This is a genomic window from Halomarina litorea (genome assembly GCF_024227715.1).
GTDB lineage: Archaea > Halobacteriota > Halobacteria > Halobacteriales > Haloarculaceae > Halomarina > Halomarina litorea.
Genome location: NZ_CP100448.1, coordinates 596355 through 617311 on the forward strand (window position 1 = coordinate 596355; position 20957 = coordinate 617311).

Genomic DNA, 20957 nt, shown 5'->3' on the forward strand with positions numbered 1-20957 from the left:
GGAGAACAGTCAAGTATCGGTTCGACCCGCGGTGGGTTCGGGACCGGAGTCCCGGGCCGACTCAGCGCCGGCGGGCCTCGAAGTCGCGACCGTCCTCGTTCCACTCCAGGGTGAGGTCGGGGCTCGTGTACTCGAGGTCGTCGTCGTCGAACTCGAGGCTGATGTCCGAGTCCGCGTATTCGAAGTCCTCGCCGTCCCATTCGAGGGTGACGTCGCCGCTGATCTCGACTTCGTCCTCGTTCACTTCGAAGTCGATGTCGCCCGCCGTGAACTCGACGGAGTCCTCGTCTTCCGCCTCGAAGCGGTCGACGCTACCGTCCGTGTTCACCTCGAACTCGTCGTCGTCCCGTTCCACGTCCAGTTGAGCCCCGCCCGCGTCGACGGACAGTTCGAAGTCGTCGCCGTCGGTCTCGAAGTCGACGCTCGTCGAGCCGCTGTCGACGGACAGTTCGATCTCGTCGCTCGAGGTGCGCTCGAAGTCGACGAACCCGTCCTGCAGTTCGACGTCGTCGCTGTCCGTCTCGAAGGTGAGCCCTTCGAAGTCGAAGTCGACGTCACGCCCGTTGCGTTCGTAGTCCAGTCTATCGCCGGTCTGCGCTGCCGCCCCGGGGACGCCGATCGCGAGAGCGGTCAACGTCGACCCGGCGACGAACAGGTATCGCCGTCTGCTGAAGCCTGCCATATCATTCACCGCTACTGTATTCGCTCGCTCGGGGCAAATACTGGTTCGTAACTGAGAGGTAATACGGTAACTCCCTGAATTCGGCAGTCTTGACGCCCGGAAATGCGCTCTACGGGAAACGACAGTCTGACAGGTTCCGGCGGACGAGACGACGTTCCGGGCGCCGACGGGGGTGACGCGGGCGCGGCCGGCCGGTTCCGGGACGCGTCGGACGGCCAGCGACCCCGGGCAGGTACCGGGCCGGTGGGTCACCCGCTTCGAAATATAAAATATTTTCTATTACATATATTTTTGTATGTATCGCTTGTCGGACTCTTCAGTATGGCGTGGCACGACCTGATTCGCAGTGACGATACTCCTGCCCGACGACGGGACCGACGTGCGTCGCACCTGCGGTCCGACCACTCGGGTGAGGCCCCGGAATCGAATCGCGGGTCGGCGACGCGTCTCGCAGGGGCAAACCCCAATGGTGTCCGGTTCCTGCCTCGGGCACGAACGACGATGACGCCCAGTTCCGACACGACGGCAGAGGCCCCCGGGTCGCTCGGCGACCTCCTCGTCGTCTCGAACCGCCAGCCCTACCGCCACTACTACGAGGGCGACGAAGTCGCCGTCGACCGGCCCGCTGGCGGGTTGACCGCCGGACTGGACCCGGTGATGCAGCGGACCGACGGGACGTGGGTCGCGTGGGGCGACGGCGAGGCCGACAGGGCGGCCGCGAACGAGGACGGCGAGGTTCGCCTCCCCCCCGAGGACGAATCGTACACGCTCAAGCGCGTCTGGCTCTCCGACGAGGCTATCGAGGGCTACTACTACGGCTATTCGAACCGCGTGCTCTGGCCGCTCTGCCACGGCGGGACGTGGCTCACCGAGTACGCCCAGCAGTACTGGGACTGCTACCAGTCGGTCAACGAACAGTTCGCCGACGCGGTCATCGACCGCGCTGACGCGGACACGACGGTGTGGTTCCAGGACTACCACTTCGCGCTCGCCCCCCGGCGGGTCCGCGAGGCCACCGACGCCTTCCTCATGCACTTCTGGCACATCACGTGGCCCGGCGCCGACACCTTCCGCGCGTGCCCACAGCGGGAGGCGCTCCTCGACGGTCTCCTCGGAAACGACCTCCTCGGGTTCCACGTCGAGCGCTACTGCCGGAACTTCCTCGACTGCGTGGAGGACACGTTCGACGACGCCTTCATCGACCGCGAGGGCGGTCGCGTCAGGTTCAGGGACCACACCACCCACGTCGCCGCCTTCCCGATGGGTATCGACGCCGAGGCCACCGAGGCCGCCACCCGGCGCGCCGACGGCGAGCACTGGCGGGCGTTCTGCGAGGACCGAGACATCGCCCCCGAAACCCGCGTCGTCCTCGGCGTGGACCGCCTCGACTACACGAAGGGTATCGTCGAGCGTCTCGAGGCCCTCGAACGCCTCTTCGAGATTCACCCCGAGTGGCAGGGGAACCTCGTCTACGTCCAGAAGGCCGACGAGAGCCGTTCGCTCATCCCCGAGTACCAGAACCTCCAGCAGAACGTGGCGAAGGCCGTCGAACGCATCGACGAACGCTTCGGCACGGACGACTGGGTGCCCGTGGTGTACACCACCGACTGGTTCACACAGGAGGAACTGTGTGACCTCTATCGCCACAGCGACGCGATGCTCGTGAGCGCGTTGCGCGACGGGATGAACCTCGTCGCCAAGGAGTACGTCGCCGCCCAGATCGACGACGACGGCGTCCTCGTCCTCTCGGACCAGGTAGGCGCACACGACGAACTCGGCGACTTCGCCGTCTCGTTCAACCCCTACGACACCGACGGCTTCGCCGAGACCATCCACCGCGCGCTCACGATGGACTCCCAGGAGGTCCGCGCGCGCATGCGGGGCCTTCGGGGGATGGTCGCGGGGAACGACCTCTACGCGTGGATGAACGACATCTTCGCAGTCGCGAGCGAACTGCGCGACGAGGGACGCGACGGCGACTGGTCCTGACCGCGCCGGTCGGAACGGCGACCCACCGACCCCCGCCGCTCGACCGTACCGATGGCTCCTTCGTCGTCGCCGTCACAAAAGCCGATTCGTCCACGTCGTCCGCGGAGACGGGTACGCCCGGGGCTCCGCCGTCCACCGGACGGGTCAGCCGAAGCGAATCTCGATTCTCCCGTCATCGTCCTCGAACTCGAAGTCGCCGTCGCCGACGTCTATCTCGACGTCGTCGTCGTCACCGTCGCGTTCGTACCTGATACGTCGGCCACTGAGGCCACGGACCTCGACGTCGTCGTCGTCGATGTCGATACGGAGGTCGTCGCCGCTGACCTCCACGTCGCCGTCGCTCTCGAACTCGAAGTCCACGTCGCCGTCGTCGCTCCGGTACTCGACGTCGCCGTCGTCGCTCTCGAACTCGAAGTCGCCGTCGCTCACTTCGACGCTGCAGCCGTCGCTCTCGAACTCGAGGTCGCTACCCGTGCTCTCCAGTTCCAGTTCGCCGGCACAGCCGTCGCTCTCGAACTCGAAGCCGTCGTCGCTGACCTCCACGTCGCCGTCGTCGCTCTCGAACTCGAAGTCCGCCCTCGCCACGCCCGGCCCGACCGAGAGTACCGCGAACGCGGCTCCCGCAGTCAGGAGATACCGCCGTCGGGTGTATCGCGCCATATCTATCACCGATACCTATTGGCGCTCTACGGGAATAGCGTAGTACGTTTCTCGGGGGATACGTCCCTCGGAGATGTCAAACCGGAAATCGTGCCGCGCCGCGTGCGTCACGCCGCGAACTGTCGGACGAGGTGTCTTTCAGCGTGACGGTCTGCCCTCCCGCCCTCCGCCGAACGGTCCCCTTCGAAGGCAGGCCTCGGACCGAGCGGTGATGTACGACCCCCGTGTACTGGGGAACGTGGACCTGACACAGACAGCGGTCGACCTCGTGCGCACCTACGGGTATCTCGGCGTGTTCCTGTTTACGTTTCTCGAGTCGTCGATGCTGTTCCCCCTCCTGCCCAGCGAGGTGGTGCTCCCGGCTGCCGCCGCTGTGCTCGTCGTCGACCCCCTCTCGCTGGCGCTGTTCGCCGGAACCGCGACGGCGGGGGTGACCGTCGGGAGCCTCGTCCTCTTCGTCGCCTTCGCCCGGGGCGGGGAGCGCGCGCTCTCTCGCTGGTCGTTCCTCCGGGTCGACCGCGAGGACGTCGAACGCGGGCGGCGGTGGTTCCGCCGCTGGGGCGACCACTCCGTGCTGTGGGGGCGGCTCCTGCCTGTCCTGCGGTCTATCGTCTCCATTCCGGCGGGAATCGCCCGGATGGACGTGCGACGGTTCGCGCTGTACTCGGCGGTGGGCGGACTGGCGTTCAACGCCGCTGTCGGTGCGGTGGTGTATGCCGGACGCCAGCGGTCGGTGTACCACGTCGCCACCGAGTGGGGCCGTTCCCACCCGGTCGCCGCGGGGGGAGCGTTCGCCGTCCTCGCAGCAATCGGTACTGGCGTCTGGTACTACGTGGAGTAGAAGCGCCCCGCCGGTCAGCCCCCGCCCTGTTCCTCGAAGGGCGGGCGGGCGCTCTCGGGTTCGTCGCCGGGGCGCGTGATGAGGTTCTCGCGCCCGATGCTGATCTTGCGAATCTCGCCGTCGGACTCCATCTTCGAGAGGAGTCGCGACACCTTCGACTTCGACCAGTCGGTCTGGGCGACGATGTCGGACTGCTTGAGGCGACCGCCGCTCTCGTCGAGCATCTGGCGGACGCGGTCCTCGTTGGTCATCGGCGAGGGCTGGTCGGTCGTGGCACCGCCGGCGGGCGGCCCGTCGTCGTCGCCGCCGTGGCCCATCGACTCGTCTTCCCCCGTGTCCGTCCGCGAGCGCCCGACCCAGATGACAGCCCCGATGACGAGGGCGTAGAGGGCGAGGAGCCCGCCGACGAGGGCCGCGTCGTCGAGCTGGAGCCCCCCGCTCCCGGGCGGGACGCGACCCTCGCTCGGGTCCGTGCCCGCCTCGATCTCCTCTGCGTCGTTGACGCCGTCCTCGTCGGTGTCCTTGGTGGTCGGGTCGGTGCCGTACTCGTTGACCTCGGCGCCGTCGCTGAGCGTGTCGGCGTCGGTGTCGGCGTTGCTCGCGTTCGTCTCGTAGCCCGTCTCCCCGTGTATCTCCTGACTGTCCGTGAGGCCGTCGCTGTCGGTGTCGGTCGTGGTCGGGTCGGTGCCGTAGACGTTCACCTCCTGCCCGTCGCTGAGGCCGTCACCGTCGGAGTCTGCCTTGTTCGGGTCCGTCTCGAAGCTGTTGGTCCCGCTCACCTCCACACCGTCCTCCAGACCGTCGCCGTCTGTGTCCTTGGCGGTGGGGTCCGTCCCGTAGGAGGTCTGTTCGGCCCCGTCGCTGAGGCCGTCGCCGTCCGTGTCGGGTTCCGTCGGGCTGGTCTCGTAGCCGTCGTCGGTGCTGAGTTCGACCCCGTCGCCGAGACCGTCGCCGTCCGTGTCGGTCCGGGTGGCGTTCGTTCCCAACTGGTTGACCTCCCGGCCGTCGCTGAGGCCGTCGCCGTCGGTGTCTGTGACCCGGATGTTGGTGCCCCGCTGGCGCTCGTCCTGGTTGCCGAGGCCGTCGTCGTCGAAGTCACCGCCGGCGGGGAGGACGTGCAGTTGCCTCGTCACGGTGTCGAGCGGTGCCCCCGACCCGTTGGAGACGCTCACCGAGAGCGTCTGCTGGCCGGTGGCGTTGGTGGGCCACTCCGCCAGCGTGAACGTCACCGTCTGCGCGCCCGCGGTGGCGGTGACCGTCCGACAGCCGAGGTCGGCGGCGTTCGGCCCGCTTCCCACCTGCGCACACACCTCGTAGTTGCCCTCGCTCGCGTCGAGTTCCACGGCGAGTTGCTGGGACTGCCACCCGGCGAGGAAGGTGACACCCTGGTCGGTCCCGACGACGCCGCCGCCGGAGAACGACACTCCCTGAATGGTGGCGCCCTGGGCAGCGACCCCGACGCCGGCCGCACAGAGGAGCAGACAGACGACGACGACCAATAGGCGGCCGGCCGTCCGGATAGGAGGGCGAGACATGCTGTAACCCTCCCTTAATCGTCCCCCATCATAGTCCTTTTTTGTCGCTCGCCGAGAGAGTAGGGGCGTCGAACCTGCCGACTATCGGCGACTAACCCGAATCCCACTCGTGAAACGGTCTGCAACGGTGGCTGCGACCGGTCGCAATCGTCGGGACGACTCTCCGGCTTTATTCGTCTCCCCCGACTCGGCCCAGATGCACATGAGATCGACCACACGGACGGTTCTCGCCACGCTACTCGTGGCAGGACTGCTCGTCGTAGCTGGCTGTGCGGGCCCGAGCGGTGGTAACAACACGACGAACGCCACGGACGCTGCGGGTGGCGAGGAGACCACGGCCGCAGAAGAGACCACGGCCGCAGAAGAGACGACCGAGGAGGAGACCACCACGGAAGCCGGCACCGGTAACGAGACCGGCGAGAACGGCTCCATCGGCAACGGTACCGGTAACGAGACCGGCGAGAACGGCTCCATCGGCAACGGTACCGACGGCAACCTGACCGACGGTAACTCGACGGTCGGCAACGACACGTCCACGAACGCCTCGGCCTGAGGCGCTTCACGCACCGACGCGGAATCCGTTTTTTGCGACGCTTCCCCGACAGCGGCAGCGCTGACCGCACTCACTCGCCGCGCGCGAGTCGCGCCCCCGTCCGCTCGGGGAGGTCGGCGGCCGCCACGTCCGCACGAACCCGCTCGACGTCGTACTCGACGCGGTGGGCCGTGACGCTCACGGACGACGCCTCGAGGTCGAGCACCGCGAACGCCGCGCGGGGATCGCCGTCGCGCGGCTGGCCGACGCTGCCCGGGTTGACGACGAGCGTCCCGTCCACCCGCTCGTGGTGCTGGACGTGGGTGTGACCGAGGACCAGCACCCGTTCGTCCCCGAGGTGTGGTTCGAGGGCGGCGAACCCGCGGGGCATGACGTACCGGTCGCGCTCCGTGGGGTGGCTGTGGACGACCCGGACCTGCCCGTCGAACAGCGTCCGAGACTCGGGCAGGTCGGCCAGCCACGACAACTGGGCCGAATCGAGGTGTTCGTACGCGTAGCGCAGGCCGGCGTGGGCCATCTCGTTGTGTCGGTAGCGGTCGGGCGTGGCGACCACCCGGTCGTGGTTGCCCTGCACGGTCGGCCACCCCGCCTCGCGGACCGCCTCGACGCACTCGGCGGGGTGGGGGTTGTAGCCCACGACGTCGCCCGCACAGACCACGGCCTCGACGTCCGGCATGGCCTCGCGGACGGCCGCGAGTGCGACGGCGTTCGCGTGGACGTCGGAGAGGAGTCCGATTCGCATGGCCGGGGGTACCGCCGGGGGGACAATCAGCCTACGGGGGCGTCGAACCGGGTCGCTCACCGGGACCGGGTCTAGGACTTTTCAGACGCCGGGCCCGACGACGACCCGTGGGCTACACGTGGCAGTACTACGACCTCGTCCTGCTGGGAATCGCCCTGAGTATCACCGTCGGCGGGGCCGTGGGCGTCCTCACGGCCGTCCCGCTCACGACGGCGGTCATCGTCGCCTGCCTGTTCGCGGCGGCCCTCGTCGGGCACGGCCTGTTCGTCAACGGGCCGGTCGACGAGTTCGCCGACCTCGCCGACGAGGTCGATGCGCTCGACTGAGCGGGAATCAACGCTTAAACGGAACGGCCTGCTACCGCGTGTGTGAACCGCGAACGCCTCACGCCGGTCCTCCTCGCCCTCCTCGCGGTCCTGGCGCTGGCTGGCGCCGCGGCGACGCTGGACTCCGCGCGAAGCGGGTCACTCGCCGGCGACGGCGCGGGCACCGGTTTCGGTGACAGCGACGCCCGCGAGGTCGACTTCGGGAACCCGCCGCCCCCCGAAACGCCCGTCACCGCACCCGCGTACCCGCACCTCCTCGCTCTCGTCTTCGCCGGAGCCGTCCTCGTCAGCCTCGTCGCCGCCGCCGTCTGGGTCTACCGCGAGGGCGTCGACGCGCTCAAACAGCTCGTGGCGCTCGTCGTCCCCGTCGCCGTCCTCCTCGTCCTCCTGTATCTGGTCTTTCTGGCGAACCTCGGCGGGGCGTCGGGAATCGCGGGAGCGTTCGGGAGTCGTCTCCCGCAGTTCCCCGGCGGCGGGTCGAGCGGCGGGGCGTCGGCGGCCGTCTCGTCCTCGCCGCCGGTGGTCGTCGCGGCGCTGCTGGCGGCCGTCCTCGTCGCCGTCCTCCTCGTCGTCGTCCGGGCGACGGGTGACGACGCGGTCGAACCGGTCGCCGACCCGGAGCCGGACGACCGGACGACAGAAGTCGCGGCCATCGGCGAGGCGGCGGGGCGGGCCGCAGACCGCATCGAGGGCGAGACGACGTTCGCGAACGCCGTCTACCGCGCCTGGCGGGAGATGACCGACCCGCTCGACCTGCCCCGTGAGACGAGCACGCCCGGCGAGTTCGCCGCCGCCGCCGTCGCCGCGGGGATGGGCCGCGAGGACGTGCGCGAACTGACGGACCTGTTCGAGGCGACCCGTTACGGCGGCGTCTCGGCCGACGAGACCCGCGAACGGCGCGCCGTGGAGGCGCTCCGACGCATCGAACGCGAGTACGGGGGGAAGTGAGATGCGGCGCCTCGCCGTCCTCGGTGCGCTGCTGGCCCTGCTCGGGTTGGCCGTCGCGTTCGTCCCGTCACTGCTCGGCAACCCCCTCCCTTCGGTGTTGGTCTCCCTCGTCGGCGCCGCCGCCCTCCTCGGGGGCGTCCGGGTCGGCCTGTCGCGCTACGCGAACGGGTCGGAACCGGTCCTCCCGACGCCCGAGCGGCGGCAGTCGGCGTCGGTTCCCGGCGACGGCTTCGACGTCGACCTCGGGCGCGCCTCCCGGCACGGACGGGTCGGCGGGGCCACCGACCGGGACCGGTTGCGCGACGACCTGCACGCCACCGCCGTGGAGGTGCTCGTCCGGTACGACGGGAACTCGCCGGCGGAGGCCGCCGACCGCCTCGCGGCGGGGACGTGGACCGATGACCGTCACGCGGCGGCGTTCTTCGCCGCCGAACCGGTGGAACTGCCGCTGACCGACCGGGTCCGCTTCGCCGTCACCAGCGACTCGGCGTTCCGTCGGCAGGCCACACACGCCGTCGCGGCCCTCGACGGGCGCGTCGCCGGGGGACGGTGATGGCTGGCCTGCCGTTCACGAGACGGACCGGCCACTGGACGGGGGTCAACGCCGCCGCACTCGTCGTCGCGGGTGCGGGCGTCCTCCTCGGGCGGTCGGGACTCGTCCTCGCGGGGTGCGTCGCCGTCGGCCTCGTCGCCTACGCGAGCGCCGGCACGCCACCCGCCGTCTCCCTCCGGGTCGAACGCACCCTCTCGACGACCCGCCCCGACCGCGACGAAGATGTCGAGGTGCGCGTCGCGGTGACGAACGAGGGCGAGTCGCTCCTTCCGGACCTGCGAGTCGTCGACGGCGTCCCCACGGGCCTGGCCGTCGAGGAGGGTTCACCGCGCCACGGGACGGCGCTCCGACCGGGCAAGACCGCACGCTTCTCCTACACCCTCCGGGCCGAACGCGGCGTCCACCGCTTCGACCCCGCCACCGTCGTCGCCCGCGATTCCAGCGGCGCGAGCGAGCGGCGGGTCGCGGTTCGGTGCGACGACGAGGTTCGGTGTGTCCCGCCGCTCCCTGACCCCGCCGGCGTCCCCCTGCGGGCAGCCGCGACGGGTATCACGGGCGAGACGGCGGTGGCCGAGGGCGGACCGGGCAGCGCCTTCTACGCCGTCCGGGAGTACCGCCGCGGCGACCCGCTGAACCGCATCGACTGGAACCGCGCGGCGCGGACGGGGCGCCTCTCGACGGTGGAGTTCCAGCGCGAGCGGTCGGCGAGCGTCGCCGTCGTCGTCGACGCCCGCGCGGAGGCCTACGTCGCGCCCGCCGCGGACGACCGGACCGCGGTCGAACGCTGTGTCGAGGCCGCCGGGGCGGTGTTCGAGGGTCGCCGCCTCGCGGGCGACCGAGTCGGGCTGGCGGCGCTCGCACCCGAGGAGTGCTGGCTCGCTCCGACGACGGGCGAGGACCACCGTCTGCGCGCACGCGAGTTGCTCGCGACGCACCCGGCGCTCGCGCCCACCGCGCCGGAGGAACCCTACTTCGGGACCATCCGCCTCTCGAAGCTCCGCAGGCGACTCCCCGCGGGCGCGCAGGTGGTGTTCTGCAGTCCGCTGGCCGACGACTACGCCGTCCGGGTCGCCCGACGGCTCGACGCCGCCGGCAACCGCGTCACCGTCGTCTCGCCCGACCCGACGACGGGCGGGACGCCCGGGCGGCGACTCGCGCGAGTCGAGCGCTCGCTTCGCTGCTCGACGCTCCGCGAGTCCGGCATCCCGGTGGTCGACTGGCGCGACGGTTCTCTGCAGTCGACGGTGGCGAACGCCGTCCGGCGGTGGTCGCGATGAACGGCGCGTCGGCCCCCGCGACCGAGGACGCCATCGACCGGCGACCCGGGCGAGCGAGCGTCGTCCTCACCGGGACGCTGGCGCTCGTCGCCCTCCTCCCGCTCGTCCTCGCACCGACCGCGGTCGTCGCGGGCGGCCTCGGGACGGTCCTCCTCGTCGGCGGGACTGCCGTCGGCTCCGACCGGGTGGCGACGGCGGGCCTGCTCGGCCTGCTCGTCGGCGTCGTCCTCGCGGGGCTGGCCGGCGTCACTCCCGGGTTCGTGCTGGTGGCGACGGCCGCCGCGCTGGTCGCGTGGGACGCCGCCGTGCAGGCCATCGACCTCGGTCGGATGCTCGGCCGGGAGGCGTCGACGCGCCGGGCGCACACAGTCCACGTCGCGGCGACGGCGGGCGTCGCCGCCCTCGTCTCGGCGTTCGGCTACGCCGCCTTCCGCGTGGTCGAGGGGGGTCGCCCGGTGACGGCGCTCGTCCTCCTCCTCCTCGGGGGCGTCGTGCTGGCCGCCACGCTCCGGGCGTAGCGCGCCCCCACCGGGGCCTTTCACTGGCCTGCCGACGACTTTCCCCCCGCCCCTACGAACCCCCGCGCGATGCGATACCACTCTCCAGCGGGGCGACCGTCATGACCGACGAACTCGAACTGGGCTACACCCTCTCCTGTGAGGAACACGGCCCGAACGAACTGGTCGACCAGGCACGGCGGGCGGAGGAGGCTGGCTTCGACTTCCTCTCCATCTCGGACCACTTCCACCCGTGGGTGAGCGCACAGGGCGAGTCGCCGTTCGTCTGGAGCACGCTCGGGGGCGTCGCCACCGCCACGGAGGATATCGACGTGGGCGTCGGCGTCACCGCGCCCATCATGCGCATCCACCCGGTGAACGTCGCGCAGGCCACCGCGACGGTCGCCGACATGTTCGACGGGCGGTTCACCTTCGGCGTCGGCACCGGCGAACTGCTGAACGAACACGTCACCGCCGAGCAGTGGCCCGAACACGCCGTCCGCCTGTCGATGCTGAAGGAGGCGGTGGAGGTCATCCGCGAACTGTGGACCGGCGAGCAGACCAGTTTCCACGGCGAGTTCTACGACGTCCAGAACGCCCGCCTGTTCACCCTGCCCGACGAGAACCCGCCCATCGTCGTCTCGGCGTTCGGCGAGCGTGCCGCGCAGGCCGCCGCCGACTTCGGGGACGGCATCTGGTCCGTCGGACCGCAGGACGTCGTCGAGACGTGGGAGGAGGCCGGCGGCGAGGGGCCGCGCTACACGCAACTGCACGCCTGCGTCGCCAGCAGCGTGGACGAGGCGGCGGCGACGGTCCACGAGCGGTGGCCCAACTCCGCACTCCCCGGCGAACTGGCCGCGGAACTCCCCACGACGGCGCACTTCGAGCAGGCCTGCGAGATGGTGAGCGAGGAGGACGTCCGCGAGGGGAGCATCACGCTCGGTCGGGACGCCGACGAGCACATCGAGAGCATCCAGGAGAGCGTCGACGCGGGCTACGACCACGTCTACGTCCACCAGATCGGGGACGACCAGGAGGTGGCCATCGAGTTCTACGAGTCCGAGGTGCTCCCCTCGTTCCGGTAGGCGGGGTCCGGCGTTCAGACGGTCGGGACGGGCACGGAGTCGAGGGCGTCCGCGACGACTGCCGCCTTCCGGACGTTCTCGACCTTCGCGTCCGGCGTGAGGACGATGCGGTGGGCGAGGACGGGGTGGGCGACGTCCTTGATGTCGTCGGGCGTGACGAACGCTCGTCCGTAGAGGACTGCCTGTGCGCGGGCCGCCTCGAACAGGCGCTGGGTACCACGCGGGGACACCCCCACCTCCACGCGGCGGTCCTCGCGGGTCGCCCGCGCGATGTCCGCCATGTACCCCAGCAGGTCGTCCTCGACGCGGACGCCCTCGGGGACGGACCGAAGGTCCGAGACCCGTTCGGGGGTGAGCACCGTCTCGACGTGGGGGCTGCGCGTCTCGCGGCCCGCCCGTCGCCTGAGTAGCTCCACCTCGCCGTCGCGGTCCGGGTAGCCGATGCTGGTCTTGACGACGAAGCGGTCCACCTGTGCCTCGGGGAGCGGGAAGGTCCCCTCGTGCTCGACGGGGTTCTGCGTCGCGATGACGAAGAACGGTTTCGGCAACTCGCGCGTCTCGCCGTCCACCGTCACCTGCCCTTCCTCCATCGCTTCGAGGAGGGCGGACTGGGTCTTGGGGGGCGCGCGGTTGATCTCGTCGGCGAGGACGATGTTCGCGAAGATGGGGCCTCGCTGGAACTCGAACTCCCGGTCCTTCTCGTTGAAGATGTGGGTGCCTGTCACGTCCGAGGGGAGGAGGTCCGGGGTGAACTGGACGCGCGAAAAGGAGAGGCCGAGGGCGGTGGCGACGCTGCGTGCGGTGAGGGTCTTCCCGGTCCCCGGCACGTCCTCCAGCAGGACGTGGCCGCGGGCGAGGACGCCGAGCAGGATTCGCTCGACGAACGTCCGGTCTGCGACGACGCCGGACCGGACGGCGTCGGTGACGGCGGCGCACTCGCTGGCCGCCTCGTCGATGTCCATACCCCGAACGTGTCAGGGCTCGATTTAGTGCTGTCGGGTCCCTCCGACGAACCGAAACGGACTAAATGGGGCGGGCGGTAGATGGTGGTGAGCCGAGGTAGCCTAGCCTGGCCAAGGCGGCAGATTCGAAATCTGCTGTCCTCACGGACTCGGGAGTTCAAATCTCTCCCTCGGCGCTTCTGCTGTTGACAATCCGCGAGAGCCGTCTATGGCTCTCTCATCCTCCCAGCTATCGTGTCCGAGACGAGACAATTTGAACTAGACCGCGAGCACCAGCGAGCGGGCGTAATTCAACTCTCTCCCTCGGCGCTTCTCGAGATGCAACGCGACGAGCGCGGCGTCTCGTCGCCGTGCGACCGTTCGTGATGTGCGCCGGCCGCCGGTCAGCGCTCCAGTACCGCTCCGGGCCCGTCCCACTCGTCTTCGAGGAGGCCGAACCGTTCGACGTCGACGAACTCGCCGTCGGCGAACTGCGCTTCGCGGGCGGTCCCCTCGTGGACGAACCCGAGGCGTTCACAGAGCGCGACGGAGGCGTCGTTCGGGGCCATCACCGTCGCGCTCACGCGGTGCAGACGGAGTTCGCTGAAGCCGTAGTCGAGGAGGTGTGCGCCCGCGTCGAGGGCGTACCCCCGGCCCCACGCGCCGGGGTGGAACCAGACGCCGAAGTTGGCGTAGCCGTCCCGGTCGACCACGGGGAGAAGTTGGACTGACCCGACCGGGTCGCCCTCGAACTCGCCTTCCGTCGGGACGACGAGGAGGGAGACGCCGTCGCCGTCGTGTTCTGCGGGCCAGAGTTCCTCCCGGAACCGGCTCTCGGTGTAGGGCGTGTCGAACGAACTGATGTACCGGCGGACCGCTGGGTGGTTCACGCCCTCCCGGAGGAACTGGACGTCCTCCTCGTCGGGCGGTTTCAGGGCGACGCGGTCGCAGTCGATGAACGTCGGTCGTGACATGACGTGCTGTGGGCTGTCGGGGTGGCTGGTGGGTGATGCGAGGTGGGACTGACGGGACCCGTGCCGATGGGGGGTCAGTTCAGAAGCAGTGAGGAACGGTCATCGGTCAGCTCTGTCGGCTGTGTTCGAGCGTGGGCACAAAGCCCCGGCGGTTCGGGCACAGCGTTGAGGAAGCGGCGTCCGGGGAGCGCTCAGGCCGTCTCCTCGTCGCGCGGGTCGTCGAGGTGGTCGTCGGCGAACCCCGTCCGGAAGGCGATGTAGCCGATGGCGGAGATGAAGAGGATGGGCGGGAGGATGAGGAAGCCCCAGAGCGGTTCCAGCCCCCAGAGGAGCAGGAGAGCGATGTCGGCGAGCCCCAGCAGGAGAAACGGGAGGATGGCGAGTGCGGCCCGCTTGCGCGTCAGCGTGGTCTCCCCGATGTCCATACCCGTCCTCGGGGCGCGGGGGGCAAAAGCCCCGCGTTCGCCGCGCTCCGCTCAGAGGTCGTTGACCAGTTCGCCGAATCGCTCGACGGGGACGATCTCCATCGTCTGCATGTCCAGACCGCGTCGTTCGATGACGAGCGATATCTGGAGCGCCCGGTCCCGGTCGGGGGCGTCGAACAGAACGAGGAAGTCGTGCTCGCCGAGGATGGCGTAGGCGTCGCGCATCTCGCCGCCAAGTTCCTGAACGTCGTTGCGGAGGTCGCCCCAGACGCTGGCCAAGACCTGTGCGTTCTGTACCTCCGCGTCTACCACGTCGACGAGGGCCATGTACGTGTGCATCGGTAGCTCGTAACGCGCGCTCGCCGTAAATCGCCACCGATTGTTTCACTCTCCCGGGGAGTGCAACGGTGGACCGTCCCGACGCTATCGCCCGTCCAACCGCGCCTGCTGGCGGGTGGGTGAGACAGACGTTCCGCCTCGTGCCGTCCGTCGCCGGGGGCGGCGTCGCCCGACGAGGTAGCCGTCGGCGTCGCTCGAGTCGTTCGGGACGGCGTCCTGAACCCAGACGCGCCCCCGGGGAGCGCTCGCGGCCCGCGCCCACTCGCGAGCGAGCGCTTTCGACGCGAACGTCCGGCGCGACCCGTGGTCGCGCACCCACCGTCCGACGGTGGCACTGGTCCGACGCGCGGAGGGCTTGACCGCCACGACGTAGGCCATGGTTCCCGTCCGTGACCCACGTCCTTCGGTGCAGGGGTACGCTTACATACTCGCTCGATGAATAGGGTTCCATGTCACCGACTGCCACAGTCCGCGGCGTGGGGGTGAGCGTCGGCGATGAAGGCGGCGAGGGGACCCCCGTCGTGATGCTGGACGTGGCGGACCACGTCGTCCCCATCTTCGTCAGCGAGGACCAGGCGGAGTCCATCCGTCTCGCCCTCGACGAGCGCAGTTTCGACCGCCCGCTCACGCACGACCTGCTCGTGGAGATGACCGCGGAGTTCGGCGCGGCCATCGACCGCGTCCTCATCGACGACCTCTCGGAGGTCACCTTCTACGCGAAGATCGAGACCGAACAGTACCGCGACGGGGAGCGCCGTCGCCTCTCGTTCGACGCCCGCCCGAGCGACGCCATCGCCATCGCCCTCCGCCTGAACGTCCCCATCGAAGTCGCGGACGACGTGGTCGAACGGGCGGGCCGGCCCCCCTCGTCCATCTAGGACCCCACCTTTTTCCGCCTCGGGGGGCGCGAAGCGCCACCACTCGTCGCAGAAATCTGCATTGCGAGACGCTCCGCGTCTCGCAGGCTCCCAGAACCGCGAAGCGGTTCTGAGAGGACCAAAAAAAGTCGAGTCCTCACTCGCTGTGCTCGTTCGGACTCGGTGAACCGCGCTCGCTCACTTCGCTCGCTCACGCGGACGCTATCGACGTGAGTAGAAAGAGCCGACCCAAATCGGTCCCTCGAAACCCGCCGCTCAGGACCGGACGACGGTGATGGGTTTCTTGCGGTCGATGGCCTGTTCCATCTCCTCGGCGATGGCGCTCCCGCGGGAGACCTGCACCTCGCCGCTACGGGAGACGGTGGCCGTAAAGAGGTACTCACCGCCCGCGCGGACCTCGACGGTCTCGCCCGCGTAGCCGTCGAGGGGGACGATGATGTGCCGGCCCGTGATCTCCGGCGTGACGGGCTCGCCCGCCTGTTCGTTTCCGCCGGCTGATCTCCCCGACCCGCCGGACCCGCCGCCCTGCTTCAGGTGGTCGGGTCGCTCGTCGAGGGTGCGCACGTCGATGCTGATACCGAGGCGGTCCTCTATCTGGTCGATGCGGCCGCCGCCCTTCCCGATGACGTAGGAGATGTCGTCGTCCTCGACGTAGACGACGGCGCGGTTGGACCCCTGCAGTTCGACCTGCACGTGCCCGCGCGCGACGGAGCGAACCTCGCGCTCTATCTCCTGTTTCGCGATGCGGTTGACGCCCGTATCGCCCTCCTCGTCCTCGTCGCCGAGGGGGACGGTGACGACCTGCCGGTTGAAGGTGTAGATCTCGAAGGCGGGCTTGCCCGTATCGAAGTCGCTGACGACGATGACCGGGCGCGCGAGGTCCTCCTCCATCAGGCCGTGGGGGACCTTCACCTCCGTCGAGACGTCGTACACCGTCTCGATGTCGCCGGCCTTCACGTAGGCGACGGTGTCGACCACCTGCGGAATCATGCCGAGTTCGACCCGGCCGACGAGTCGCTGGAGGGCGTCGATGGCCCGCGTGGCGTGGACGACGCCGACCATCCCGACGCCGGCGAGGCGCATGTCCGCGAACGTGCGGAAGTCCCTTGTCTTCCGGACCTCGTCGTAGATGGTGTAGTCGGGCCGGACCATCAGGAGGGCGTCGGCCGTCTTCTCCATCTGGCCGTCGAGTTCCGTGTACTGCGTTATCTCGTCGCCGACCTGCAGGTCGCGCGGTTTCTCCATCGTCTTGACCGAGTAGCCCGACCCGGAGAGGAACTCCGCGACGGCCTGTCCGAGCGTCGACTTCCCGGCACCGGGTGCCCCGGCGACGAGGACGCCGCGTTGCTGGTCGAGCAGTCGCTCTTTCAGTTCGTCGGCGTGGTTGTAGTCCTCGATGTCGGTCTTCACCATCGGCCGGACGGCGGTTATCTCCAGGCCGTCCGAGAACGGCGGTTCCGCGATGGCGATGCGGTAGTTGCGGAACTGGACGATAGTCATCCCCGGTTCCGAGAGCTCGGTGAAGCCCTCGTCGCTGGCGTCGGCGGCGTTGCGAATCTCGCCGACGTACTCCCGGAGGACCTCGTCGTCGAGTTCCTCGTCGCCGATGGCCTCGTAGCGCACCTCGCCGACCGACCCGCGCTTCGCCATCGGGCGGACCCCCGCCTTCAGGTGGACGCTCATCGTCCCCTCGTCGAAGTAGTGCTCTATCTCGAGGTCGCCCACCTCGTCGTCGTGCGGTTCGAGGTACTGCACGTCGAGGCCCTTCGCCTTCGCCACCTCGCTCTGGACGATGTCGCTGGTGACGAACGTGGCGTCGTACTCGCCCGCCACGTCGCGGATGATGGCGTCGATTTCGCCCGCGCTCGCGCGGCGAATCTCGTCGTCGTTGGGGCGTCGGCCCACGTAGTTCACCTCGATGCGCCCCTCGTCGGCGAGGTCGGCGAGTCGCTGGAGTTCCTCCAGCCCTCGCCACCCGATTTCGCGCCCCGAGTTGGCCTGCGCCTCCAGTTCGCTGACGACTGCCTCCGGCACGTAGACCACGGCGTCGGCGAACTCGCCGTCCTCGACTTTGTCGGACACGCGGCCGTCGACGACCACGCTCGTGTCCGGAACAACGTTCATACAGTGAAGTGCGCCGTCGCGCCGTATAAGCGTGTTCAACCCCCCGACACCCCCCGCTTTCGACTACTCGACGACCATATTCCCGCGCATCGCCTGCGGGTGGTATTCGCAGTAGTACGTCGTCATCGACGACCGGGCCGTGAACGTCGTCCGGACCGTCTCGCCTTCGTCCTCCGCGGACTCGCTCTCGACGAGGACGTCGTCCGACTCCGTGGCGATGTACAGTTCGTGTTCGACCCCGTCTACGTTCTCCCAGACGAACGTGTACTGTGCGCCCGCCTCCAGTCGGAGCGTGGGGTTCAGGCGCTCGGCGATGCTCGACGGGGCCTGCCCGGCCCACGCCGCCGAGTCCGCGTCCATCCGTATCTCGGTCCCTCCCGGCAGCACCTGCGCGGCGGTCCGTGTGGGACTGTCCGTCGCCTCCGTCGCCTCCGTCGCCTCTGTCGTCCCCTCGTCGGTCGGTCGGGTCGTCTCTCCGTCGGTCCCATCGGTCCCGTCGGTCGTCGCGCCCCCGGTCGTCCCCCCGCCGTCCGAGTCGTCGCCGGAGCACCCCGCGAGCGCGGCCGCCAGTCCCGCGCCCGTCGCCGCCAGCAGTCGCCGTCTGCCGAGGCCACCCGCACTCGAAACGCCGTCGTCACGTACCATGTGATGACGGTGGAACTTCTCCGTATTAAAGTAATTCCACGGGCGCGATGGTTCGGGCGGGCGAACGCTTACCCCCCTCCCCCCGAACCCCGACGCATGGACCGAGCCGACGTCGGGACGGTGCGCGGCCTCGCCCGCGCGCTGGTCGCGATTCCGAGCCACGAAGACGAGACCGAGGCGGGGGAGTTCATCGCCGGATGGCTCCGCGAGCACACCGACGCGAGCGTCGACCACGGCGAGGCGGGCGTCGTCGCCCGTCGCGGCGACCCGGACGCCGCCGACCGCATCGCCCTCGTCGGCCACCACGACGTGGTGCCGCCGGACGACCCGCAGGTCGACGAGGGCGGCGAGTACGTCGTCGAGGAACGGGACGGCCGCCTCTACGGGCGCGGGAGCGCCGACATGAAGGGGTCGGTGGCGGCCGCGATGTGCGCCTTCCGCGACGCGGACGCGCCCTGTACGTTCGCCTCCTTCCGCGGCGAGGAGCGAGGTGGCATCGGGGCGCGCGCCGCCATCGACGCGGGGTTCACGCCCGAGTACGCCATCGTCGGCGAGGGGTCGACGGGGTACTCCGCACCCGGCGTCACCGACGTCGTCGTCGCGCACAAGGGTCGCCGGGGGAGCACCGTCACCGCGCGCGGCGCGAGCGCGCACGCGAGCGAACCCGAGGCGGGCGAGAACGCCATCTACCGGGCCGCGGACGCGGTGAGCGTGGTCCGCGGCCTCGACGCACCGAGCGCGGAGGTCCTCGGCCAGTCGCTATCGGGGAGCGTCGTCGTCACCGAAATCGAGGGCGGGAGCGCGTGGAACGTCGTCCCCGAGCGCTGTTCGTTCACCGTCGACGAGCGAACCGTCCCCGGCGAACGCGCGGAACTGGAGCGAGTCGAGGAGCGCGAGGGCGTCTCGTGGACCGTCGACCAGGACCTCCCGCCGATGGCGTGCGAGGACGAGGCGTTCGCGGAGGCGGTCCTCGGGGCGGCCGGGGACGCACAGGACGACACCCCACAGAGGGTCGCCAAGCCACACGCGACCGACGCGGGGTGGCTCGCGGGTGCGGGCACGGCGTGTGTCGTCTGCGGGGCCTCCGAACGGGGCGAGGCACACACCGCGGACGAGAGCGTCTCGCTCGCGGTGCTGGACCGCTGTTACGAGATATACCGCGAGGCGGTCGGACGGGTCGCCGACCTCGACTGACCTCTTCGACCCTCCCCCGGAGGCGTGGTTTGATACCCCGGCGCGGCGTCGTCTCGCGTATGGCGACAGAGCAGACCTCCGACGCGGACTACGACGCCTTCCTCGACGAGGTGCGGCGCATCACGAACGTCGAACAGGCTGGGATGGCCCTCTCGTGGGACCAGCAGGTGATGATGCCCGAGGGCGGCACGCCCGCCCGCTCGAAACAGCTCTCGACGCTCTCGACGCTCTCGCACGACCTGCTGACGAGCGACGAGATGGGCGCTTCCCTCGACGCGTTCGAGGGGGCCGAGATGGACGACGAGCAGTCGGCGGTCGTCCGTGAGGTCCGACGGCAGTACGACCGGGCCGACAGCGTCCCGAGCGACCTCGTCGAGCAGATCTCGGAGGCGGCGAGCGAGGCCCTTCCCGTCTGGAAGGAGGCGAAGGCCAACGACGACTTCGAGCACTTCGCGCCCACCCTCGAACGCCTCGTCGAACTCAAACGCGAGTACGCGGAACACGTCGACCCGGACGCCGACCCCTACGCGGTGCTGTTCGCGGACTACGAACCCTACCTCGATCTGGACACCGCAGAACGGGTCCTCGAACGCCTGCGCGACGAACTCGTCCCGCTCGTCGAGGAGATACAGGCGAGCGACGCCGACCTGACCACCCGACGCGAGGCGTTCCCCGACACCTACGACGCGGAGACACAGGAGGCGATGGTGAGGGAGGCGCTGACGACGCTCGGCTACCCGTGGGACCGCGGCCGCCTCGACACCGCGCCCCACCCCTTCTCGACGGGCAACCAGTTCGACGCCCGGGTGACGACGCGCTTCGACGAGGCAGACCCGCTGGACGCGCTCACCTCCACCATCCACGAGTTCGGCCACGCCACCTACACCCTCGGCCTGCCCGACGAGCACTACGGGACGCCGCTCGGCTCCCACCGGAACCTCTCGGTCCACGAGTCCCAGTCGCGCCTCTGGGAGAACCACGTCGGGCGCACCCGCGCGTGGTGGGAGCAGTTCCTCCCGACGCTCCACGACCACTTCCCCTCGACGACCGACCTCGGCGTCGACGCGGTGTACGAGGCCGCCAACCAGGTGTTCACTGACAACCTCATCCGGGTGGAGGCGGACGAACTCACCTACCACATGCACATCATCCTCCGCTTCGAGATCGAGCGCGACCTCATCAGCGGGGACCTCGACGTGGCAGACGTGCCCGAGGCGTGGAACGACAAGATGGAGGAGTACCTCGGGGTGCGCCCCGAGACGGACTCGGAAGGGTGTCTGCAGGACATCCACTGGAGCCACGGCAACTTCGGCTACTTCCCCACCTACTCGCTCGGGTCGGTGCTGGCGGCCCAACTGTACGCCGCCGCCGAGGCCGACGTCCCGGACCTGAACGCGAAGACGATGGCCGGCGAGTTCGAACCCCTCCACGAGTGGTTGACCGAGAACGTCCACCGCCACGGCCAGCGCTACACGACCGACGAACTGGTCGAGGTGGCGACGGGCCAGCCGTACACGGCCGACTACTTCGTCGAGTACGCGAAGGCGAAGTACGGCGAGTTATACGACCTCTAACAGGACCGCGCCTCCAGCGCGGACACGACACCACGTTCCACTCCTGCGGTCCGCTCCCCCTGTTCTGCGACTTACTCGGCCATGCCGGTCGTTGGGCGGCCGTCCTATCCACTCCGGGTAGTTCGCTCGACCGGGGCGACACCCAGTACAGTTAACAGGAGTCACGACGCCCTAC

The 20957-nt window shown here is 69.6% G+C and carries 23 protein-coding genes and 1 tRNA gene; 13 read left to right on the top strand and 11 right to left on the bottom strand.

Annotated features, from left to right (window positions below; translation table 11 throughout):
• Nucleotides 1–61: 61 nt before the first annotated feature.
• Entirely contained in the window at nt 62–682 is a 621-nt protein-coding gene (locus tag NKG96_RS03290; protein ID WP_254537031.1) for a hypothetical protein, read from the bottom strand.
• 501 nt (nt 683–1183) lie between these two features.
• Here NKG96_RS03290 and NKG96_RS03295 point away from each other — a divergent pair.
• Nucleotides 1184–2671 carry an alpha,alpha-trehalose-phosphate synthase (UDP-forming) gene (locus NKG96_RS03295; RefSeq protein WP_254537032.1) on the top strand — a complete coding sequence of 496 codons (1488 nt, stop codon included), beginning with the start codon at nt 1184–1186 and terminating at the stop codon, nt 2669–2671.
• Between the two features lie 144 nt (nt 2672–2815).
• On the opposite strand, the gene NKG96_RS03300 is transcribed toward NKG96_RS03295, so the two are convergent.
• Nucleotides 2816–3331 carry a DUF4097 family beta strand repeat-containing protein gene (locus NKG96_RS03300; protein WP_254537033.1) on the bottom strand — a complete coding sequence of 172 codons (516 nt, stop codon included), beginning with the start codon at nt 3329–3331 and terminating at the stop codon, nt 2816–2818.
• 238 nt (nt 3332–3569) lie between these two features.
• Between NKG96_RS03300 and NKG96_RS03305 the strand changes: the two genes are divergently transcribed.
• Complete coding sequence (locus NKG96_RS03305; protein WP_254537034.1) at nt 3570–4172, top strand: DedA family protein; 603 nt, start codon at nt 3570–3572, stop codon at nt 4170–4172.
• A gap of 14 nt (nt 4173–4186) precedes the next feature.
• Here NKG96_RS03305 and NKG96_RS03310 read toward each other — a convergent pair whose 3' ends face one another.
• Complete coding sequence (locus NKG96_RS03310; RefSeq protein WP_254537035.1) at nt 4187–5707, bottom strand: helix-turn-helix transcriptional regulator; 1521 nt, start codon at nt 5705–5707, stop codon at nt 4187–4189.
• Between the two features lie 202 nt (nt 5708–5909).
• Here NKG96_RS03310 and NKG96_RS03315 point away from each other — a divergent pair, with 202 nt between their 5' ends.
• On the top strand, nt 5910–6260 hold the full coding sequence (locus tag NKG96_RS03315; protein WP_254537036.1) for a hypothetical protein: 351 nt from the start codon (nt 5910–5912) through the stop codon (nt 6258–6260).
• A 70-nt stretch (nt 6261–6330) separates the two neighbouring features.
• Here NKG96_RS03315 and NKG96_RS03320 read toward each other — a convergent pair whose 3' ends face one another.
• Nucleotides 6331–7002, bottom strand: coding sequence for a metallophosphoesterase family protein (locus tag NKG96_RS03320; protein WP_254537037.1), 672 nt, complete (start codon nt 7000–7002; stop codon nt 6331–6333).
• A gap of 107 nt (nt 7003–7109) precedes the next feature.
• Here NKG96_RS03320 and NKG96_RS03325 point away from each other — a divergent pair, with 107 nt between their 5' ends.
• The 6 genes from NKG96_RS03325 (at nt 7110) to NKG96_RS03350 (ending at nt 11688) form a co-directional block, all read left to right on the top strand.
• Entirely contained in the window at nt 7110–7328 is a 219-nt protein-coding gene (locus tag NKG96_RS03325) for a DUF8015 family protein (protein ID WP_254537038.1), read from the top strand.
• 42 nt (nt 7329–7370) lie between these two features.
• The gene (locus tag NKG96_RS03330) at nt 7371–8276 is read left to right on the top strand and encodes a DUF4129 domain-containing protein (RefSeq protein ID WP_254537039.1); all 906 of its coding nucleotides are present in this window, start codon (nt 7371–7373) and stop codon (nt 8274–8276) included.
• A gap of 1 nt (nt 8277) precedes the next feature.
• Complete coding sequence (locus tag NKG96_RS03335; RefSeq protein WP_254537040.1) at nt 8278–8829, top strand: DUF7269 family protein; 552 nt, start codon at nt 8278–8280, stop codon at nt 8827–8829.
• Nucleotides 8829–10106 carry a DUF58 domain-containing protein gene (locus tag NKG96_RS03340; RefSeq protein ID WP_254537041.1) on the top strand — a complete coding sequence of 426 codons (1278 nt, stop codon included), beginning with the start codon at nt 8829–8831 and terminating at the stop codon, nt 10104–10106. The genes NKG96_RS03335 and NKG96_RS03340 overlap by 1 nt, the downstream gene beginning before the upstream one ends.
• A complete protein-coding gene (locus NKG96_RS03345) occupies nt 10103–10624 on the top strand; it encodes a DUF7519 family protein (protein ID WP_254537042.1) in 522 nt (173 codons plus the stop codon). The genes NKG96_RS03340 and NKG96_RS03345 overlap by 4 nt, the downstream gene beginning before the upstream one ends.
• Before the next feature lie 101 nt (nt 10625–10725).
• A complete protein-coding gene (locus NKG96_RS03350; protein WP_254537043.1) occupies nt 10726–11688 on the top strand; it encodes a TIGR03557 family F420-dependent LLM class oxidoreductase in 963 nt (320 codons plus the stop codon).
• 14 nt (nt 11689–11702) lie between these two features.
• Here NKG96_RS03350 and NKG96_RS03355 read toward each other — a convergent pair whose 3' ends face one another.
• Complete coding sequence (locus NKG96_RS03355) at nt 11703–12650, bottom strand: AAA family ATPase (RefSeq protein WP_254537044.1); 948 nt, start codon at nt 12648–12650, stop codon at nt 11703–11705.
• Between the two features lie 91 nt (nt 12651–12741).
• Here NKG96_RS03355 and NKG96_RS03360 point away from each other — a divergent pair.
• Nucleotides 12742–12826: transfer RNA gene (locus tag NKG96_RS03360), tRNA-Ser, on the top strand.
• Nucleotides 12827–13033: 207 nt separating this feature from the next.
• Here NKG96_RS03360 and NKG96_RS03365 read toward each other — a convergent pair.
• From NKG96_RS03365 to NKG96_RS03380, 4 genes are all read right to left on the bottom strand, one after another.
• On the bottom strand, nt 13034–13603 hold the full coding sequence (locus NKG96_RS03365) for a GNAT family N-acetyltransferase (RefSeq protein ID WP_254537045.1): 570 nt from the start codon (nt 13601–13603) through the stop codon (nt 13034–13036).
• A gap of 191 nt (nt 13604–13794) precedes the next feature.
• Nucleotides 13795–14028: a DUF8142 family protein gene (locus NKG96_RS03370; RefSeq protein ID WP_254537046.1), complete on the bottom strand. Its 234-nt coding sequence runs from the start codon at nt 14026–14028 to the stop codon at nt 13795–13797.
• A gap of 51 nt (nt 14029–14079) precedes the next feature.
• A complete protein-coding gene (locus NKG96_RS03375; protein ID WP_254537047.1) occupies nt 14080–14367 on the bottom strand; it encodes a GYD domain-containing protein in 288 nt (95 codons plus the stop codon).
• A gap of 84 nt (nt 14368–14451) precedes the next feature.
• Entirely contained in the window at nt 14452–14745 is a 294-nt protein-coding gene (locus NKG96_RS03380) for a DUF8081 domain-containing protein (protein WP_254537048.1), read from the bottom strand.
• A 71-nt stretch (nt 14746–14816) separates the two neighbouring features.
• Here NKG96_RS03380 and NKG96_RS03385 point away from each other — a divergent pair, with 71 nt between their 5' ends.
• The gene (locus tag NKG96_RS03385) at nt 14817–15245 is read left to right on the top strand and encodes a bifunctional nuclease family protein (protein ID WP_254537049.1); all 429 of its coding nucleotides are present in this window, start codon (nt 14817–14819) and stop codon (nt 15243–15245) included.
• A gap of 255 nt (nt 15246–15500) precedes the next feature.
• Here the strand turns inward: NKG96_RS03385 and NKG96_RS03390 are convergent, their stop codons facing one another.
• Nucleotides 15501–17369, bottom strand: coding sequence for a PINc/VapC family ATPase (locus NKG96_RS03390; protein ID WP_254537050.1), 1869 nt, complete (start codon nt 17367–17369; stop codon nt 15501–15503).
• A 63-nt stretch (nt 17370–17432) separates the two neighbouring features.
• The gene (locus NKG96_RS03395; protein ID WP_254537051.1) at nt 17433–18014 is read right to left on the bottom strand and encodes a cupredoxin domain-containing protein; all 582 of its coding nucleotides are present in this window, start codon (nt 18012–18014) and stop codon (nt 17433–17435) included.
• Nucleotides 18015–18110: 96 nt separating this feature from the next.
• Between NKG96_RS03395 and NKG96_RS03400 the strand changes: the two genes are divergently transcribed.
• Both NKG96_RS03400 and NKG96_RS03405 read left to right on the top strand, forming a co-directional pair.
• Complete coding sequence (locus NKG96_RS03400) at nt 18111–19208, top strand: M20 family metallopeptidase (protein ID WP_254537052.1); 1098 nt, start codon at nt 18111–18113, stop codon at nt 19206–19208.
• 59 nt (nt 19209–19267) lie between these two features.
• Complete coding sequence (locus NKG96_RS03405; RefSeq protein WP_254537053.1) at nt 19268–20782, top strand: carboxypeptidase M32; 1515 nt, start codon at nt 19268–19270, stop codon at nt 20780–20782.
• The last annotated feature ends 175 nt before the right edge of the window (nt 20783–20957 follow it).

What these genes read in the sequence shown, in the direction of transcription:
- NKG96_RS03345 (WP_254537042.1), top strand. Translation starts at nt 10,103, where the DNA reads ATGAACGGCGCGTCGGCCCCCGCGACCGAGGACGCCATCGACCGGCGA.
- NKG96_RS03385 (WP_254537049.1), top strand. Translation starts at nt 14,817, where the DNA reads ATGTCACCGACTGCCACAGTCCGCGGCGTGGGGGTGAGCGTCGGCGAT.
- NKG96_RS03380 (WP_254537048.1), bottom strand. Translation starts at nt 14,745, where the DNA reads ATGGCCTACGTCGTGGCGGTCAAGCCCTCCGCGCGTCGGACCAGTGCC.
- NKG96_RS03350 (WP_254537043.1), top strand. Translation starts at nt 10,726, where the DNA reads ATGACCGACGAACTCGAACTGGGCTACACCCTCTCCTGTGAGGAACAC.
- NKG96_RS03310 (WP_254537035.1), bottom strand. Translation starts at nt 5,707, where the DNA reads ATGTCTCGCCCTCCTATCCGGACGGCCGGCCGCCTATTGGTCGTCGTC.
- NKG96_RS03375 (WP_254537047.1), bottom strand. Translation starts at nt 14,367, where the DNA reads ATGCACACGTACATGGCCCTCGTCGACGTGGTAGACGCGGAGGTACAG.
- NKG96_RS03405 (WP_254537053.1), top strand. Translation starts at nt 19,268, where the DNA reads ATGGCGACAGAGCAGACCTCCGACGCGGACTACGACGCCTTCCTCGAC.
- NKG96_RS03340 (WP_254537041.1), top strand. Translation starts at nt 8,829, where the DNA reads ATGGCTGGCCTGCCGTTCACGAGACGGACCGGCCACTGGACGGGGGTC.
- NKG96_RS03370 (WP_254537046.1), bottom strand. Translation starts at nt 14,028, where the DNA reads ATGGACATCGGGGAGACCACGCTGACGCGCAAGCGGGCCGCACTCGCC.
- NKG96_RS03315 (WP_254537036.1), top strand. Translation starts at nt 5,910, where the DNA reads ATGAGATCGACCACACGGACGGTTCTCGCCACGCTACTCGTGGCAGGA.
- NKG96_RS03295 (WP_254537032.1), top strand. Translation starts at nt 1,184, where the DNA reads ATGACGCCCAGTTCCGACACGACGGCAGAGGCCCCCGGGTCGCTCGGC.
- NKG96_RS03390 (WP_254537050.1), bottom strand. Translation starts at nt 17,369, where the DNA reads ATGAACGTTGTTCCGGACACGAGCGTGGTCGTCGACGGCCGCGTGTCC.
- NKG96_RS03300 (WP_254537033.1), bottom strand. Translation starts at nt 3,331, where the DNA reads ATGGCGCGATACACCCGACGGCGGTATCTCCTGACTGCGGGAGCCGCG.
- NKG96_RS03355 (WP_254537044.1), bottom strand. Translation starts at nt 12,650, where the DNA reads ATGGACATCGACGAGGCGGCCAGCGAGTGCGCCGCCGTCACCGACGCC.
- NKG96_RS03365 (WP_254537045.1), bottom strand. Translation starts at nt 13,603, where the DNA reads ATGTCACGACCGACGTTCATCGACTGCGACCGCGTCGCCCTGAAACCG.
- NKG96_RS03395 (WP_254537051.1), bottom strand. Translation starts at nt 18,014, where the DNA reads ATGGTACGTGACGACGGCGTTTCGAGTGCGGGTGGCCTCGGCAGACGG.
- NKG96_RS03335 (WP_254537040.1), top strand. Translation starts at nt 8,278, where the DNA reads ATGCGGCGCCTCGCCGTCCTCGGTGCGCTGCTGGCCCTGCTCGGGTTG.
- NKG96_RS03400 (WP_254537052.1), top strand. Translation starts at nt 18,111, where the DNA reads ATGGACCGAGCCGACGTCGGGACGGTGCGCGGCCTCGCCCGCGCGCTG.
- NKG96_RS03290 (WP_254537031.1), bottom strand. Translation starts at nt 682, where the DNA reads ATGGCAGGCTTCAGCAGACGGCGATACCTGTTCGTCGCCGGGTCGACG.
- NKG96_RS03320 (WP_254537037.1), bottom strand. Translation starts at nt 7,002, where the DNA reads ATGCGAATCGGACTCCTCTCCGACGTCCACGCGAACGCCGTCGCACTC.